General features: G+C 33.0%; 17 protein-coding genes. 5 read left to right on the top strand and 12 right to left on the bottom strand.

The features are described 5' to 3' along the window. Positions 1-13: 13 nt before the first annotated feature. The 6 genes from B0A81_RS08460 to B0A81_RS08435 all read right to left on the bottom strand — a co-directional run bounded on the left by B0A81_RS08460 (position 14) and on the right by B0A81_RS08435 (position 6,154). Positions 14-601, bottom strand: a complete 588-nt coding sequence (locus tag B0A81_RS08460) for a YdeI/OmpD-associated family protein (protein ID WP_089057617.1) — start codon at positions 599-601, stop codon at positions 14-16. A gap of 3 nt (positions 602-604) precedes the next feature. Then, on the bottom strand, positions 605-1,879 hold the full coding sequence (gene pepT / locus B0A81_RS08455) for a peptidase T (RefSeq protein WP_089057616.1): 1,275 nt from the start codon (positions 1,877-1,879) through the stop codon (positions 605-607). Between the two features lie 120 nt (positions 1,880-1,999). Further along, positions 2,000-3,136: a formylglycine-generating enzyme family protein gene (locus tag B0A81_RS08450; RefSeq protein ID WP_089057615.1), complete on the bottom strand. Its 1,137-nt coding sequence runs from the start codon at positions 3,134-3,136 to the stop codon at positions 2,000-2,002. Positions 3,137-3,233: 97 nt separating this feature from the next. Then, entirely contained in the window at positions 3,234-4,193 is a 960-nt protein-coding gene (locus B0A81_RS08445) for a DUF6515 family protein (RefSeq protein ID WP_089057614.1), read from the bottom strand. A gap of 109 nt (positions 4,194-4,302) precedes the next feature. Further along, a complete protein-coding gene (locus B0A81_RS08440) occupies positions 4,303-5,529 on the bottom strand; it encodes an OprO/OprP family phosphate-selective porin (protein WP_089057613.1) in 1,227 nt (408 codons plus the stop codon). 43 nt (positions 5,530-5,572) lie between these two features. Then, a complete protein-coding gene (locus tag B0A81_RS08435; protein WP_089057612.1) occupies positions 5,573-6,154 on the bottom strand; it encodes a hypothetical protein in 582 nt (193 codons plus the stop codon). A gap of 283 nt (positions 6,155-6,437) precedes the next feature. Here B0A81_RS08435 and B0A81_RS08430 point away from each other — a divergent pair, with 283 nt between their 5' ends. Further along, on the top strand, positions 6,438-7,472 hold the full coding sequence (locus tag B0A81_RS08430) for a quinone-dependent dihydroorotate dehydrogenase (protein ID WP_089057611.1): 1,035 nt from the start codon (positions 6,438-6,440) through the stop codon (positions 7,470-7,472). On the opposite strand, the gene B0A81_RS08425 is transcribed toward B0A81_RS08430, so the two are convergent. After that, complete coding sequence (locus B0A81_RS08425; protein WP_089057610.1) at positions 7,467-8,174, bottom strand: DUF3307 domain-containing protein; 708 nt, start codon at positions 8,172-8,174, stop codon at positions 7,467-7,469. The genes B0A81_RS08430 and B0A81_RS08425 overlap by 6 nt on opposite strands. Continuing rightward, positions 8,171-8,785, bottom strand: coding sequence for a hypothetical protein (locus B0A81_RS08420; RefSeq protein ID WP_089057609.1), 615 nt, complete (start codon positions 8,783-8,785; stop codon positions 8,171-8,173). Before B0A81_RS08420 ends, B0A81_RS08425 begins: the two co-directional genes overlap by 4 nt. Before the next feature lie 259 nt (positions 8,786-9,044). Between B0A81_RS08420 and B0A81_RS08415 the strand changes: the two genes are divergently transcribed. From B0A81_RS08415 to guaB, 4 genes are all read left to right on the top strand, one after another. Next, positions 9,045-9,911, top strand: coding sequence for a hydroxymethylglutaryl-CoA lyase (locus B0A81_RS08415; RefSeq protein WP_089057660.1), 867 nt, complete (start codon positions 9,045-9,047; stop codon positions 9,909-9,911). 78 nt (positions 9,912-9,989) lie between these two features. Next, positions 9,990-10,541 (top strand): hypothetical protein, encoded by a 552-nt coding sequence (locus B0A81_RS08410; RefSeq protein ID WP_089057608.1) that lies wholly within the window; start codon positions 9,990-9,992, stop codon positions 10,539-10,541. Next, positions 10,538-11,935, top strand: a complete 1,398-nt coding sequence (locus B0A81_RS08405) for a DUF5723 family protein (RefSeq protein ID WP_089057607.1) — start codon at positions 10,538-10,540, stop codon at positions 11,933-11,935. The genes B0A81_RS08410 and B0A81_RS08405 overlap by 4 nt, the downstream gene beginning before the upstream one ends. 171 nt (positions 11,936-12,106) lie before the next feature. Continuing rightward, a complete protein-coding gene (gene guaB / locus B0A81_RS08400) occupies positions 12,107-13,579 on the top strand; it encodes an IMP dehydrogenase (RefSeq protein WP_089057606.1) in 1,473 nt (490 codons plus the stop codon). A 60-nt stretch (positions 13,580-13,639) separates the two neighbouring features. Here the strand turns inward: guaB and B0A81_RS08395 are convergent, their stop codons facing one another. From B0A81_RS08395 to B0A81_RS08380, 4 genes are all read right to left on the bottom strand, one after another. Then, the gene (locus B0A81_RS08395) at positions 13,640-14,524 is read right to left on the bottom strand and encodes a L,D-transpeptidase (protein ID WP_089057605.1); all 885 of its coding nucleotides are present in this window, start codon (positions 14,522-14,524) and stop codon (positions 13,640-13,642) included. Between the two features lie 128 nt (positions 14,525-14,652). Beyond that, positions 14,653-15,852: a hypothetical protein gene (locus tag B0A81_RS08390; protein WP_123922170.1), complete on the bottom strand. Its 1,200-nt coding sequence runs from the start codon at positions 15,850-15,852 to the stop codon at positions 14,653-14,655. A gap of 10 nt (positions 15,853-15,862) precedes the next feature. Beyond that, entirely contained in the window at positions 15,863-16,414 is a 552-nt protein-coding gene (locus tag B0A81_RS08385; protein ID WP_089057603.1) for a hypothetical protein, read from the bottom strand. A gap of 2 nt (positions 16,415-16,416) precedes the next feature. Further along, positions 16,417-17,487 (bottom strand): S41 family peptidase (locus B0A81_RS08380; RefSeq protein ID WP_123922169.1); only part of this gene is annotated, 1,071 nt, incomplete at its 5' end.

Below are 17,487 nucleotides of genomic sequence, written 5' to 3'. Positions count from 1 at the left end.
GAATTTTTAAATACTACCTGTATTTATCATTCAGTCCAACATTTGCTAATATCATCGGAATCACTTTTTCGATTCTGGTAAGCTTCGTTTTCTCTTGTTTAGCGGTTTCAATATATTCTAAAAACTCATACTGTTTGTATGGACTGAATTTTTGAAAAGCTGTGGCTAAAGCTGGATTTTGGATCATTTCTTTTTCCAACAGTTCTGAAACTATCATTTCTTTTTTTGAAGGTTTAATAATTTTGCCCTGCTTTTCATTTTCAATAGCTTCTAAGATATATTCTAAAACTTCTTTTTCGTTTACTTCTTCTTTTGAAGTAAAACGCCATTGGCGCATAGATTTTGTTTTATCTTCCTGAGCATTGATAAGTCTCTTTTTTTCATCTTTTAGAAAAACTCCGTTCAGAAACCAAATAGCGAAGTAATTTTTAAAACCTCCAATTCCAATAACATTTTTTTTGTTGTAAACATAAATAGGTCCGCCCCATTTTATAGTTTCAACCAGTTCAGTTTTATCAATAATTGACTTAAGGAAAAGTAATTCTTCCTGCCAATAATTGACTTTGTCCCAAACGTGTTTTTTATCAGAATTAGGTTCCAATTATTATTTCTTTTTAGGTTTTTCGGTTGCTTCAAAAATTCCAGGAATTGCTGTAAGTTCAGCAATTTTTACAATTACATCTGTTGCCTTTTGTATGCTTTCAGCAGGAACATATTCGTACTTTCCGTGAAAATTATGCCCTCCCGCAAATATATTTGGGCAAGGTAATCCCATGAAAGATAATTGAGATCCATCAGTTCCGCCTCGAATAGGCTTTATGATTGGTTTAATGTCTAGTTCTCGCATTGCTTTTTCGGCAATATCTACAATATGTTTAACAGGAAGCACCTTTTCTTTCATATTGTAATATTGATCTTTTACTTCAGCAATTACAATATCTTCACCAAATTTCTTCGCAAACTTTTTGTTGAATTTTTTGGCAATTTTTGCGATTAACTCTTTACGTTTTTCGAATTTTTTCTTGTTATGGTCGCGTATAATCAATTCTAAAACTGTTTCTTCAATGTTACCTTTTATATGATGAACATGAAAAAAGCCTTCGTAGCCTTTTGTTTCCTGCGGAGTTTCGCCTTTAGGAAGTTCATTGATAAAATCATTTGCGATCAACATTGAGTTTATCATTTTTCCTTTGGCATATCCTGGGTGAACGCTTTTTCCTTTGAAAGTAATTTTTGCACCAGCAGCATTAAAATTTTCATATTCTAATTCGCCAATTTGACTTCCATCCATTGTGTACGCCCATTGAGCACCAAATTTTTCAACATCAAAATGATGTGCGCCGCGTCCAATTTCTTCATCAGGAGTAAAACCAATTCTAATTTTCCCGTGTTTAATTTCTGGATGCTGAATTAAGTATTCCATTGCAGAAACGATCTCTGTAATTCCAGCCTTATCATCGGCACCCAACAAAGTAGTTCCGTCAGTTGTAATGATAGTTTGACCTTTATATTGCAATAAATCTTTGAAATAATCAGGAGATAAAATGATGTTTTTTTCAGCATTCAGAATAATATCTTTACCATCATAATTCTTTACAATTTGTGGTTTTACATTTGCACCGCTAAAGTCTGGAGACGTATCAAAATGAGAAACAAATCCAATAGTCGGTACTTCATGATCAACATTACTTCGCAGAGTCGCCATGATATAAGCTTTGTCGTCAATTGTAATATCTGTTAGGCCTATAGTTTTTAGTTCTTCAACTAATTTATTAGCAAGATTCCATTGTTTTTCTGTACTTGGAGTAGTTTTCGAATTCGGATCTGATTCGGTATCAATTGTTACATAACTGATAAAACGATCTATGATGTGTTGCATTTTTTTTAATTTTTAGCAAATATAAGTAATTTTTTCAGCAGATATCTTTAGTAAGTTGTCGCTAAAAACAAAAAAAGGATTCTGTTTTCAGAATCCTTTTTTTTGATATGATTTATTCTTTTATATACTTTTAACGCATCTAAAACCAAGATGATTGGCCGCAGATCTTATTTCTCCTTTTCCTCTAGTTCCAACCATGTATCTTGTGCAATACTTATCTGTACATAAAAATGAACCGCCTCGATGCACGCGTTTTATTTGGCTTGGATCTGCAGGATCATTGTAAGCATCAGGTCCTTGCGGGTTTTTAGCAACTTTTCCGCTTTCACTTAAAGATTTGTAGTAATCTACGCTGTACCAATCGCTTGTCCATTCCCAAACATTTCCAGCAACATCGTAAAGTCCGTAAGAGTTTGGAGCATATTGTTTTACTGGAGCAATTCCTTTAAAGCCGTCTTCGCCTGTATCTCCGTCTTTAATTGGAAAATTACCTTGGTAAATATTGGCTTGAAATTTTCCTTTTGGTTTCAAAACATTTCCCCAAGCGTAAATTTCTCCTGTTTTGCCACCTCTTGCAGCAAATTCCCATTCAGCTTCAGTTGGGAGTCTTTTTCCAGCCCATTTTGCGTAAGCAGCAGCATCTTCATAAGTAATATGTACAACCGGATATTTTTCTTTTCCTTGTATAGAGCTTTGAGGTCCAAGAGGATGTTTCCAGTCCGTTTCAGGAATATATGCCCACCATTGCAAAAAATTGTTCAAATTTACTGCAGCAGGAGTAGGGCTGAATACTACAGAACCAGTTACTAAGTCTTCTTCAGCAGCGGTTGGAAATTCTTCTTTGGTAGGTTTTTGTTCAGCAACAGTTACATATCCTGTAGCTTTTACAAACTCAGCATATTGTTCGTTCGTAACTTCTGTTTCGTCCATATAATAGCCATCAACATAAACTCTATGTACTGGAGCGGCATCTTTTGTAACACCTTTTATGCTGCATAAACTTTCGTCCTCGACATTGCTTCCCATTGAAAATTCACCGCCCGGAATCCAAACCATTCCTTTTGGAGCTTTTCCTGAAGGCTTATTTTTATTTTCAACAGTTGGTGTAAAGACAGAAGCTATTGATTTATCGGGTGTTTCGGCACAATCCATTACTGCCATATTTTGCTTAGGTAATATTAATTTGGTATAACCATAAGCAATTGAAATAATAGAGATAGTCAGCACGGCAAATATCCAGTAGGTTTTATTTTTCATTGTAAAAATTTTAAGCTGATAATGGTTGTTAATAGATAGGTATAAAAGTAAATAAAATAATTTTTAATAGTATACTGAATTAGTAGAATTTAAAAAATTAATTCTCTTTTTCAACCTGAACTACTTCATATTTATCTTTTCCGTCAACTTGAACTGGTTGATAATAGGTTTCACCAAATTTTACATATTTTACATCTCCAATAGTTACTTCTTCACCACCTTCTGGCAGTTTGTCTACTACAGTTCCAGCAGTTGGAGCAACTACTTTATAGTTACTTCCGTCTTTTTCGTAATACGTTCCTCCGTAATAATAGTTATTGACGGTTCCTGTATTGACTGTTTCGGCTCCACTCGGAATGTTGTTTACGGTACCTCCAACTGGGGCAGGAACAGCAGTATAACCTCCATTTGAAGAAGTGTACCAAACACCTTGATCATAATGGTATTTTTCATTTTCTACGCTCACTACAATTGCTGTAACGGCTAGTGTTGCTACGAAGAATCCCCAAGGATGCCAAACTGGTCCCCAATAAAAAGGTGTATACGGACGAGGGAAATAAGGGTGATAACAATTGTATCGATATCCGCCATATACATAAGGCGGACGTGCATAAGGTCTAACGCCAGGTCTAACCACAGTATTACGGTTGTTGCGAACGTGAACACTGTTATTTACATTAATGTTTACATTGTTTCTGTTTCGATTAACAGTGTTACCGCTGATATTGGTATTTCTATTTCCTGTTTTATTTCTATTTACCGTATTTGAATTTCTATTGTTGGTTGTAGTTCTTCCTCCAATTTTTGAGTTGGAAGAGTTGGAAGGTCTGTTTATTTTAGTACCCGAATTATTGGCGCCAGGTCTGTTTACTGCTGGTCTCGCTTGAGTTGCAGGTCTGTTTTGTATAGCACCGCCGCCTCTCTGCATTCCGCCGGCAGGTCTGTGTGCACCGCCTCCGCCTCGACGCTGTGCTGTACTATCGATTGAAATCAAAAAAAATGATCCAGCTAAAAATAGTAATGCACCTTTTTTTAGAGTTTTAGTTAAGTTTTTCATTTTCAGATTTTTATGTTGGTTAAAGTTATTAAAAAATATAATTTGTATAGAATATTAAATCGAATATTTTGAGTTTTGCAATATCATTTTTAGATTAAAAATTTAAATTCTACAAAGAAATATCCCATTGTATTCTAAAACGCCAGCCTTGCTCTAAAGGCAGTGTTTTGTCTTGAAAGCTAAAATAGGAAACCTCTGAGGTAAGTTTGTTTTTATGTCCTTTAAAAAACCAATTAAAAGCAATAGTTGTTTCGTCTTGCAGATTTTGTCTTATGCTGTTGTCAGGGCGATAGGCAGCATGTCTTCCTGCCATTTCCAAGTGTTGCGGCCACCAATTAAATACATTATGAAAAAAATAACCAGCCTGAACGTAGTATCCTTTTAAAGTTGTTGTGTCATTATTATTCAGCTTGTCAATAATTTCTTTGGTATGCCATTCGCTTTGCCAAGAAAAACCGCGATACATAAAAGCAGTTTCCAGATTCCATTGATTTACTCGATATTGACCAGGTGCACCGTTTTCATAACCATCTAAAGAGCCTCCGCCAGATTGTGAAAATCGGGTATATGGGCTTCGGTTTGTTAAGGCTGAGAAAGCAATAATTGGAGTAGGCTTTTCGTGAAATTCTAGATCACTGCCTTCAAATTCAAGAAATCGTCCTAAAAAGTTCCATTGAGCGCGTCCAAAATACATTAAATTATTATCGTCATTACTGGTATTTCCTCTACCAGTTCCTGTCAAAGCAGCTGCCCAGTAATTAAAATCGGCAATTCCTGCTCCTTTAAGGTGACCATTAACTTCAACTCCCATTTGTCTGTCTACAGTAAAAGGCCTATTGATCAATGATCGCTCTACAGTTTGCTGTTCGCCGCTGCTTATAAAACGTTCCCTAGTATATTCTACCTTCCATTGTCCTACTTTAAAACTCAACCATTCCCATTTTTCAATCATTAACCTGAAATCTAATAAGTTGGATTGACTGAGTTCGTATTCCCAATAGTATTTTAGCCAAGGTTCAAAAGCATGACCGCCAACTTTTAGTCTGGCGCGGTTTATCTTGAAAGTAGTTTTTTTATCTTGGCTGTAATCATCATAAGTTAAAGGATCAGTATCGTTTGGAGTGGAAAATCGAAATTGAAACCGGCTTTGCAATTGAAATAGAAATTTGTTGTCTTTGGTTTGTAATTCTATTCCTTTATTTCCATAACGAACATTAATTAGTTTGGTGGTATCTTTTTCTTTCACTTGCTGCGCTGAACTATGTAAACTAAATAATAGTACTAAGCTGAGAAGAAGAGTATTCGATATGCGAATTAAAATGTTTTCGTTATGCATATGCTTAGAATGTTTGTGTAATTTATTAGTTACTTAAATACGCCTATTTTCCCCCAAAGTTTTTTGCAATTCCTAAACCAATTCCCCAACTGTCATATGCATTCCATTTTAAGTCATAGCTGAAAGTTCCAAATATTTCCCAATCTTTTGGAAGTTCATAACCATATTCTACTCCAGCTCGCGTCAAAAAGAAGTTTTCTTCTTTTGAAAATTCTCCTCCAAATCCTAAAAGAATACTCCATGATTCGCTAGGTTTATAGATTCCCATAACTGCGGGAGCGATTGGATAACTGCGTTCGACAGTTTCTTTATCATCACCGCTTGCGTATGTTTTTTCGACTTTAAATTTTTCAATAATAAAATCGGTGTGAAGACCAATTGCCCATTTTTCATGAAACTGATACGTGTAATCAACTCCCCATGCAGGCAGATTTAGGACTTCATGATTTCCTTCATCATCACGACCTTCAAAAACATGAGCGTGATTGATTGATATTCCTATTTGATGATGCCGACTAAATACTTTTTTTTCATTTTCTTGGGCTGTAACACTGCTGTAACTAACTAAATAAAAAATCGTTGTCAGTAGAACTGTTATCTTAATATGATTTATAGTAGAAAACATTTAAAGTCTGTATTAATAAAATATTAGTCTAAAGCTGTAAATAGCTCAAAATTAAATAATAAATACTCCAAACAAGCTTGCTTCAAGCTCTTAAATCGTTTCATTTTATAACTTGCAACGTCAAAAAAGTAAATTTTGACTCAGTATTTCATGTTTTTTAAGAAGGTTCAAATTTTTAAGCTAAAATTGATTTGAAAACTCTTGTAATTTGTTTTTTGTAAAAAAGCACCTTTTTAAACTATAATATTTAAATTTGCATCCGAAAAAAAACAACAACACACTTATGTATAAATTGATAATCCGTCCGATACTTTTTTGGTTTGATCCTGAAGAAGTGCATTACTTTACTTTTTCATTTGTAAAATTCATTTCAAAAATTCCTGGAGTTTCGTCAATTATAAAATCTATTTACGAGGTTAAAGATTCTCGTTTAGAAAGAGAAGTTTTTGGAATTAAATTCAAAAATCCGGTTGGACTTGCGGCTGGATTTGATAAAGATGCCAAGTTATATAAGGAACTTTCTGATTTTGGTTTTGGTTTTATCGAAATTGGAACTGTAACGCCGGTTGGTCAAGAAGGAAATCCTAAAAAGCGTTTGTTCCGTTTAAAAGAAGATCAGGCAATTATTAACCGAATGGGTTTTAATAATGGCGGAGTTATTGAAGCTGTAGAACGTTTGAAAAAGAATTCAGGAGTTTTGATTGGCGGAAATATCGGAAAAAATAAAGTGACACCAAATGAAAATGCGGTTGACGATTATATCATTTGTTTCGATGCTTTGTTTGATCATGTTGATTATTTTGTGGTAAATGTAAGTTCTCCAAATACACCAAATCTAAGAGCATTACAAGACAAAGAGCCTTTAACAGCTTTATTGCAGACGTTGCAAGATAGAAATATCGAGAAACAAAAAACAAGTACTCAAAAAGTAAAACCAATTCTTTTAAAAATTGCTCCAGATCTTACAGATGAGCAATTGTTAGATATTATAGATATTGTAAAAACAACTCAAATTGCGGGTGTAATTGCTACAAATACTACTATTTCAAGAGATGGATTACAATCTCAAAACCAATCTGAAATGGGAGGTTTATCTGGAAAACCATTAACAAAACGTTCTACAGAAGTAATTCGTTTTCTTTCGGAAAAAAGCAATAAAGCGTTTCCAATTATTGGAGTAGGAGGAATTCATTCTGCAGATGATGCAATCGAAAAACTAAATGCAGGTGCAAGTTTAGTGCAATTGTATACAGGTTTTATTTATGAAGGCCCAGCGCTTATAAAAGCAATAAACAAGAAAGTTTTAAGCCAGTTATAAAATTAACGTCTGAACGACTTGTCCAACAAGTATTGCGATTCCAAAACTGATTAAAGTACCGATCAAGACATATTCGGTAAGTTTTCGATCTTTGGCTTCTTTTAAATCTCCGAATCTAAAAATAGATTTTGCGGCCAATAAAAATCCAATTGCTTCAAAATGTCCTAAAAGGATAAAGCAGAATATAAATAAACGCTCTAATATGCCAATGTAATTTCCTGCATTGGCAAGTGAGTTATCCTGATTACTGTTTTGGCTTTCGGGATTCCAAATAGAGATAATAGTTTTAATAAAAATAGAAGTCGGTTTAGTGATAAATATAATTCCTGTTACTAAAATCCAAAATTCATCATCAAGCCAAAAATGAATCATATTTTTATTTTGGTATAAAAGTGTGATGGCAATCAGAATCAAAATATGTGCAATTTGGTCTACAACAAACCAAGTGCGTTTTGTTTTCTTCTTCTGAAAATTAAGTTTGATAAAATCTATAAAGCCGTGGGTAATGGCTATGAATGCTGCGTAAGGTATAAAACTAATTTCTCCAACTAGAATTGCTGCCAAAATTCCGTGCAGTAAAACATGAAGATATAAATAAATGCTTTTATGTTTCTTCGTTTCTTTATCAGCGACCCATTTGTTGGGCTGCCATATAAAATCTCCTAATAAATGAGATAAAAACAGTTTTATAAATAAAATCATGGAGCTGTGAGTTGTTTTATTTGCGTTCTAAAATAGCGGTCTAAAGTCATAACCAAATCAAATTGAGCACGTTTTTGTCTGCGGCTCACAGCGGCTTGGTTAATTCCTAATTTCTGACCAATTTCTTCCTGAGATAAAGCAGGGTTTTCTATTGCTGTTGCTACAAATTCAGCAGATTGTACCAGCCAATTATCCATGAAGGTTAAAGCCAGTTGTAACATTAAGTTCAGCTTTTCGTCAAAAATACTATCGCCAGTTCGTAAAGCCAGTGTTACCTTTTGTTTTTTTAAAGTTCCAAAAAGTTCTCCAGAATTTATAAAAGCAGTTCCGTTACTTTCGGATATTTTTGCAGCACTATGTGTTTTATTGCCAAAACCAATACTCATTCGAGCGTCCAGCTTTATAGCTCTTAAACGTGCTTTTACTAAAATAGCCGTAAGTAAAGCTTCTTCGGGATTTTTAACTTCAATTTGAAATTCATCTCCTCTGTAAATTTCCCATTGATTTGGTGCGTCGCCAAATTGAGCTAGGATTTCTTTTAAATCCTCAACCCAATGTTTTGATTGCTGCTGTCTTGAATCAATTATGTCGCCTGTAATTACACTAGTCATAACATCAAATATAATTAAAAAATAATAAAATTTCTATTACAAATATAAGTAATATTTTTAAATATTACATTTATTGGTAATATATTTGATTATTACCTTTTTTAGGAATATTTTGTTTTATTACTATTTTTGGTAATGGTATAAAAAAGGAATAAGACTTATGAGGCTTATATGGTTAAAAAAAACGAATTATACAAAACGACTTAATTTTTATTTCTTTAAAAAAGGAACTAACTTAGCCATTACAAAAGAGTACGTTTTGAATAAAGAAATCAAGATTATCGAATGTCCGCGAGATGCCATGCAAGGTATTAAAGCATTTATTCCCACAAAAAATAAAGTAACCTATATTCAGGCTTTACTTCGTGTAGGGTTTGATACTATTGATTTTGGAAGTTTTGTATCGCCTAAAGCTATTCCGCAAATGCAGGATACTGCCGAGGTTTTGGCACAGCTAGATTTGTCTCAAACTACAAGTAAACTTTTGTCGATAATTGCAAATACACAAGGAGCAGCTTTGGCTTCAGAACATGAATCAATTCAGTATTTAGGGTTTCCTTTTTCGATATCAGAGAATTTCCAAATGCGTAATACTCATAAAACCATTGCAGAATCTTTGATAACTCTTGAAGAAATTCTAGAGATTGCTGATAAAAAAAAGAAAGAGGTTGTTACTTATCTTTCAATGGGATTTGGAAATCCTTATGGAGATCCGTGGAATGTTGAGATCGTGGCTGAATGGACAGAAAAATTGGCAGGAATGGGAGTGAAAATTTTATCACTTTCAGATACTGTTGGAAGTTCGACACCAGAAGTTATTACCTATCTTTTTTCAAATTTAATTCCGAAATACCCGAAAATTGAATTTGGAGCGCATTTGCATACAACTCCCGATAGCTGGTTTGAAAAAATTGATGCCGCAGCAAAAGCTGGATGTGCACGTTTTGATGGTGCAATTCAAGGATTTGGAGGCTGTCCGATGGCAACAGATAAACTAACAGGAAATATGCCAACCGAAAAATTGGTTTCGTATTTTACTGCGAATAAAAAAGCAACAGGACTTAATTCCTTAAGCTTTGAAAGTGCGTATAACGAAGCGTCAAAATTGTTTGGAAAGTTTCATTAAAAAAGATTACAATAATTTAGCAATTAGGCAATATCCAATTAAAGAAAGACGTTTTTATTTATCCTATATAAAACAAACATGAAGTCAAATTTCATAAATAGAATCTCTATAGTTTTGTTTTCATCGATTTTATTTCTCTCCTGTTCGAGTGATTTAGATTTTAATCAAGTCGATGATCTAGTACTTCAGCCAACTTTTGTTGCTAATCTGGCTTATTTTACTATTGCGGCAGATCAAATTGAAGACAATGGTTCGGGATTTCCAATTCCTCCAGCTGTAGAAGATTTTGATGTTTTTAAAAACAAGTTCTTCAATGAAAATTTGATGAAAGCGGAGTTTAATTTTGAAATCGAAAATACAATTAACAGAGGTTTTGAGGTTGATTTGATTCTGCTTGATGCTAATAATGCACCCTTAGAAACTATTTCTTTAAATGTTCCAACCTATACCGGAGGTTCAAATATTATAAAATATCCCACAGAGGTTTTTGAAGGAGAACGATTAGTCAGGCTGAAAAAATCTGTAAAAATAGCATTTGTTGTGCGTATAGTTCCAGGATCAGGAACAGGAACCATTTCAGGTAACTTAAAACTAAAATCAGGTGCAATTGTTTATATGAAAATACAATGAAAAAAACACTTTTAATTGTAATCTTGATTTTTCAATTTTCATCTTTCGCTCAGAACAAACAAGTATTATACAACTTTACATCAATCCCGCAGTCTTCCCTCGTTAATCCAGGTGCTGATGTGTCTTATAAATTCTATTTTGGGATTCCCGTTTTATCAGGAGTTTCTGCAAATGTTGGCTCAAGCAGTTTTTCTGCTTATGATTTGTTTGCCAACAACGGTGTAGATTTTAATGATAAAGTCAGAAATGTTATCAATAAATCATCAGCAAATGATAAAACACAAGTTAATCAACAGCTTGAAATATTCTCAGGCGGATTTAGAATAGGAGGACAGGAAAGTAAGTCTTATATTTCATTTGGAGCTTATCAGGAATTTGATTTTTTAATGTATTTTCCAAAAGACGCAGCTATTTTGGCCGTTGATGGAAATCAGAATTATATGGGCAAATCCTTCAATTTAGCCGATATAAATGTTCGTGCCGAAGTACTTTCTGTTTTTCATGTTGGTTTTCATAAAAAATTAAACAAAAAACTCGTTTTGGGCGGACGCGCTAAAATTTATTCGAGCGGTGCCAACGCAACTTCAACCAAAAATTCAGGATACATTTATACAGCACAAGGCACGGGAACAAATATGTATACCCAAATAATTGAATCAAATTTAGAACTTAAAACTGCCGGAATAGCAAAATTTACAAAAGACGAGTACGATGGCAGTATTCCTAAGGATATTGCGCGCAATACTTTTTTTAACGGAAGTCTTGGTTTAGGATTTGATGCCGGACTTACTTATAATATAGAAGATAATCTTCAGTTTACTGCAAGTGTGCTTGATGTTGGTTTTATTAGACAATCAAAAGATGTTGAAACCAGAACTTATAAAGGAAGTTATAAGTATGATGGAGTAAATCCTAGTTTTGATGCGACTAATGAACCAAGTAATATTATAGATGATTTTGAAGAAGCTATTCCAGAAGAAAAACTATATAATAAATATACAACTTGGCGTCCTGTTAAATTTAATTCTTCTATTCAATATTCATTCGGAGAAACAAGATCTGATGAAGATTGTAATTGCAAAGGTTCAAGCGAACGAAAATACCTTAATGCTGTTGGTGTGCAATTATTTGCTATGACAATGCCAAAAGATCCTTACGTCGCATTAACCGCTTTTTACAAACGCAGTATTACGGATAAATTGGATGTAAAAGCAACTTATACAGTTGATCCATATTCTTATACAAATATCGGTTTGGGACTTTCTGGAACTCTTGGAAAACTCAATATGTATGTTCTTGTAGATAATGTTTTTGAATATAAAGATGTTTCAAAAGCAAATAGTATTGCATTTCAATTCGGTTTTAATTTTATTTTTCAAGATTCAAAAGAGTAAAATCTTAGAAAAAATAGAATCTCATTTTTACTTTTATTGGAATTTAAAATTTAGTTTTTGGAGTTTTAAATTTTAAGTATTTTCCTGTAAAAGTAAATTTATGAATAAGTTAGTATTCAAGTTTCCAATTTATTCACTATATTTGCACGCAATTCAACTAGAAATTGCAACATGATAGCACACAACTCCAAGATTATCGGCGAAGGTTTAACTTACGACGATGTATTATTAGTACCTAACTACTCGAATGTGCTTCCCCGCGAAGTGAGTATCAAATCGAAATTCTCAAGAAACATAACATTAAACGTTCCAATCGTATCTGCTGCTATGGATACTGTTACCGAAAGTGCAATGGCAATCGCTATGGCACAAGAAGGAGGAATTAGTGTTTTACATAAAAACATGACTATCGAGCAGCAAGCTGCTGAGGTTAGAAAAGTAAAGCGTGCAGAAGCTGGAATGATTATCGATCCGGTAACATTACCAACAACTTCAACTATTGCAGATGCAAAAAATGCCATGAAAGAATTTGGAATTGGCGGTATTCCAATCGTTGACGAAAATAGAATTCTGAAAGGAATTGTTACCAATCGTGATTTACGTTTCGAGAAAAATGGTGCAAGACCAATCGCTGAGGTAATGACCAGTAAAAATTTAGTGACTGTTGCCGAAGGAACTTCATTAGAGCAGGCAGAAGTTGTTTTACAAGGGCATAAAATCGAAAAATTGCCAGTTGTAAATGCTAATAATGAATTAGTTGGTTTAATTACATTTAGAGATATTACAAAACTGACTCAAAAACCAATCGCTAATAAAGATTCATTTGGTCGTTTAAGAGTTGCTGCTGCAATTGGAGTTACTGGAGATGCAGTTCAAAGAGCTGAAGCTTTAGTAAATGCAGGTGTAGATGCAATTATTATAGATACTGCACACGGACATACAGAAGGTGTGGTAAACACTTTAAAAGAAGTAAAGTCAAAATTCCCTCAAATAGATGTAATCGTTGGAAACATTGCAACGCCGGAAGCTGCTAAATATTTAGTAGAAAATGGTGCTGATGGTGTAAAAGTAGGAATTGGACCAGGTTCAATTTGTACTACACGTATCGTTGCAGGTGTTGGTTTTCCTCAATTTTCAGCAGTTTTAGAAGTTGCTGCGGCTATTAAAGGAACTGGAGTTCCTGTTATTGCTGATGGTGGAATTCGTTATACTGGAGATATTCCTAAAGCAATCGCTGCAGGTGCTGATTGTGTAATGTTAGGTTCATTATTAGCAGGAACAAAAGAATCTCCTGGAGAAACTATTATTTTTGAAGGAAGAAAATTCAAATCATACCGCGGAATGGGATCTGTTGAAGCGATGCAAACGGGTTCAAAAGATCGTTATTTTCAAGATGTTGAAGACGATGTTAAAAAATTAGTTCCAGAAGGAATTGTTGGTCGTGTTCCTTACAAAGGAGAATTAAACGAAAGCATGCTTCAGTTTATTGGAGGTCTTCGTGCAGGAATGGGTTACTGTGGTTCAAAAGATATTCCTACTTTACAAGAATCAGGACGTTTTGTTAGAATTACTTCAAGCGGAATTACTGAAAGTCACCCGCATAACGTAACAATTACAAAAGAAGCTCCAAATTATTCTAGATAATTTTTAGTTTTTCAAATATCAAAAAGGCATAAGAATCAGTTTCTTATGCCTTTTTTGGTTTTATAGCGAAGTATTCTGTTCCGCTTCTCTCAATTTTTGATTCTCTAAAATCTGAGGAATAAATGGTTTTGCTTCATTTTCAATTTCAGATTCAGAAATATTTAAAGCTTTAGGGTTAGAGGATAATTGCAGCCAAGGTTTTGGACCGTCAAAATTATAGTTTCCAAAAACTATAACTGGAGTTCCTTTTACTTTTACATTTTCCTTGTCTTTCAAAATCCATTCATCAGCAAATTTGTAGAGATATTTAGCGTCCTTTTCTAATAATCTTAAGCAAGAATGTGATGCTGGATAACCGGGAAGTTCGTATTCATGAAAACCAACGCCTAGTTTATTCTCGATATTGAAATTCCATTTTAAATCCCATTCGTCATTAAAAGTACTTGTTGTTTTTTCAGCTTTCCAATTCGTAAAGAATAATCCCGTTGGAGTCGGATCTTTTTTTCTTCCCATATTTGTTGGTCCGGTATAAACTAATTCGCCATTTTCATAAGCGGCAAAAGTTTGTGCAGGATAAGAGAAAAGAATGATTTTAGAAACCTCTTCCAAAGCAGAAACATGTAAGGGGAATGGCATATAATAAACCAAATCCCCACTAAAATCTGACGGAATAACAGCAGAATCAAGTTTTTTAAAATTAGCTTTATCCGTTCTGTTTAATGCATAAACAATATTAAGTTTGCTGCTGTCAGCTTCATTGATTTTTAACCAGTCTTTTGTTTTTTCAATTTGAAACGAAACAGATGATTTTGGTTTCTTGTATTCAATCTTTTTTCTAGGTTTAGTATTTTCGGTTAGGTTTACTTTGTCGTTTTTCTTGCACGCTCCTAATAAAACTAACATTAAAAAGAATAATAGATTCGTTGTATAATATAACTTTTTCATAAGATGAGTTTTTTATGAAAATAAAGTTATAAATAGAATCGTATAAAAGGGTTACATAATTTTTAGAAATGGTTGTCTGATTTTCATTTTGCTATAAGCTTGATTTATTCAGATAGAATAGAGTTTGTCTATTTTACAGATTGTTCAAATTCGGTGGCTATTTTATAGTTTTTGTTTTTGATTAAAATTTTATACTGACCTTTTTTCAATATTAAATTTGTTTTTTCATCACGATTTGAAATTTCAATGATATCAGCAGGAATTCCATTGTTTTCATATTCATTGATTCTATAAGCCATAATTAAAGCAGGATATTCTTTAATTTTTGACTTTTTAATCATAACAGTTTTTCTTTCATTTGATAAGCTCAGCCAGTCTGGTCTGTTATTTTTGTATTTAGTAACTGGATGTATAATGCAGCAGTCAATTTTTTTAGGATTATCTTTATCTCCATTAAATGTTTGATTTTCATTATTTACCATAATGACTGGATAATCTAAATTTACCATTTCAATATAAGGAGAATTTAATATCGGAGTTCCTTTTTCTGAATAATTGGTCTGATCTATTGTCAAAGGATTTATTCCGGTCATTTCTATAATTCTTCCTGCCATCGCTTTTTCCCATGTTTTAATTCCTGGCGTTCCTTCAACGATATGTTCATATCCACAATGAATAAGAAATTTAGAATCTGGATTCTCTTTCATTAATTTGACGATGTTTTCTGCTTGTTCTATTTCTCTAGTTTTTCCGCCATCTCTTGTCTTTGAGGTTGATTCATATCCAAAAACGGTAAAACCAATAGCTGTTGCTTCTTTAATTAAATTTCCAAATTGAGATTCTTTAGTATAAAAGCCGCTTTCTATAACTGGATATCCTTTATCGTTCAAATTTTCCCATAATGCCTCTAGTCCCAGAAAACGATATCCGTTATTGTATAAATCTTGTAATAATGATGTTGTAAAAACTCTATGTCTAGAATTGTTGTGTGCTTCATTAATAAGAATGATTCTTTCGTTTTTAGAACGATCAATAATGTATTCTTTAGCATTTACAGGGTTAAATGTTTTAAAATAAATACTGTCTTCTTTTGAAATAGTTCTCTTCTTAGAAAAGTCGTTTTCAAATTGTTTGTCCCAAGTTTCTAGAGCAAGTTTGTAATAACCGCTTATAGAAAAATTGGTTGCAGCAACTTGAAAACGCGGTAAAGTTTTATCTTTTTCAAAATTTGTACTAATATCTTCTGAAAAAAGATAGGTCTCTTTTTTTTCTTGAGCAGTTATATTTATGGACAAAAGCAGTAAAAGAAATATTTTAAAATGGAGCATTTTTTTAGTTTTAGTTAATCGAATTGGTTTCATGTAATTTATCTAGTAATGTCTTAAATAAAAGGTTAATACTTTTTAGAATTTCAATATTTGTGATTTTTCCATCTGCGTAAAAGGATAGTTCAAATTCATTTTCTGGAAGTTTTTCTTCCCATATGCCTTTTCGATTGCAAATTTGTATGTTTACTTCTTTTTGTGACGAAATAAGATCTCTAATTTCTTTGTTTCGCAATAATGCTTTTATTTTAGCTTCGTTATTACTTTTGATAGTAAAAGCTTTGTCAAAATCGGGAAAACCAATTTCTATATCTTGTGCTCCAAATAGTTTTTCTACTTTTCGTATAAATCCTTCGTTGTAAACTTCAAATTTAAATTCGCCTTTTAAAGAAATAGGGACAATAACTCTTGTCGTTTCCGCGCTATATTTTCCAGACCATAAAGTGTAATTGTCAAAAACTATTTTCCAGTTTTTGTATTGAACTGAAACAGAATCTGAGTGCCAGGAATTGCCTTCTTTAAAAGTGCTATTGGTTTCTTTTGCAAATTCTTTCCAAATATCCATGTTTATTTCTGATCAATTAATTTTAAAGTATATTCAAATTGAGTATCCTTGTTTTGCATAAAATCTTCGTATGTTTGTTGGACTTCATGATCAGGAATAATTCCTCTTCCAAAAATCTGATTTGGTTTTTTAGGAACATCCTGATCTAAATTTACAATTGAAAACTGTGTTTTGATCTTTGTGTTAGGAAGCTCATATTCAATAGGAGTGTGGCCATTATGACCAAAATAGCCACCCATTGTTTCTTCCCCAATTGTTATAGCGTTGGTGTTTCCTGCAACAAGTGAACCAAAAAGTGATCCTGCAGATGCTATTCTGGGGCTGATCAATAAATAGATTTGTCCTTTAAAATTGTTTATATTAGGTTGTAATAAAAGATTGAATTTTTCATCTTGAGGATATTTTTCTTCTTCTAGTTTCGGAAATTCTTCTTTTAAATCAGCTTCAAAATCATTTTTTTCTTCCAGTTGTTTTTGAGGCTCTTTTTCGTCATAAACAAAATAATTTGAAAACGGAATTTCCTGAAAACTAACATAAGCGGAAGCATTTTCCCGATATGGCTTTTGTGTTAGATAAGAAAAAGTCAAGATGTCATTCGGATCTGTTCCACCTCCATTATTTCTAACATCAACAATTAAATTGTTTATTTGTGAATTGTTAGAAAGGTATTGAAAACAACTGTCAAGGTATTTTTTATAAATCAAATGTTCTTTATCTTTTGCATTTTTTCCAATTGCAAAAGTATTAATGGTAAGTAAAGAGATGTTAGACGAAATAACTTGAAAAGAGTATTTGTTTTTTATTTTTCCATATTGGAGACTGTCAATAGGAAGGGAGTGACGTTTTTTGAAATTCTCTTTTCGGCTGTCATTAGAAACCCCTGCAACCGTTTTGGTTATTTTTTCAGTTTTGTTTGGAAGGGAATATTCTACTGCAAATTTCTTCTTAGAACCATATTCTATTTCAAAATATTTAGCAAAAGAACTGTTTATTCCAATAGATTTTCCAGAAATATTATAGCCGTCAGTGGTATAATATTTATTAAAGTCCTTTATTATTTTGTTGGTTTTAAT

Origin of the sequence: Flavobacterium plurextorum (genome assembly GCF_002217395.1) — a bacterium.
GTDB classification, from domain to species: domain Bacteria; phylum Bacteroidota; class Bacteroidia; order Flavobacteriales; family Flavobacteriaceae; genus Flavobacterium; species Flavobacterium plurextorum.
This window is presented reverse-complemented; position numbering and strand designations above follow the sequence as displayed.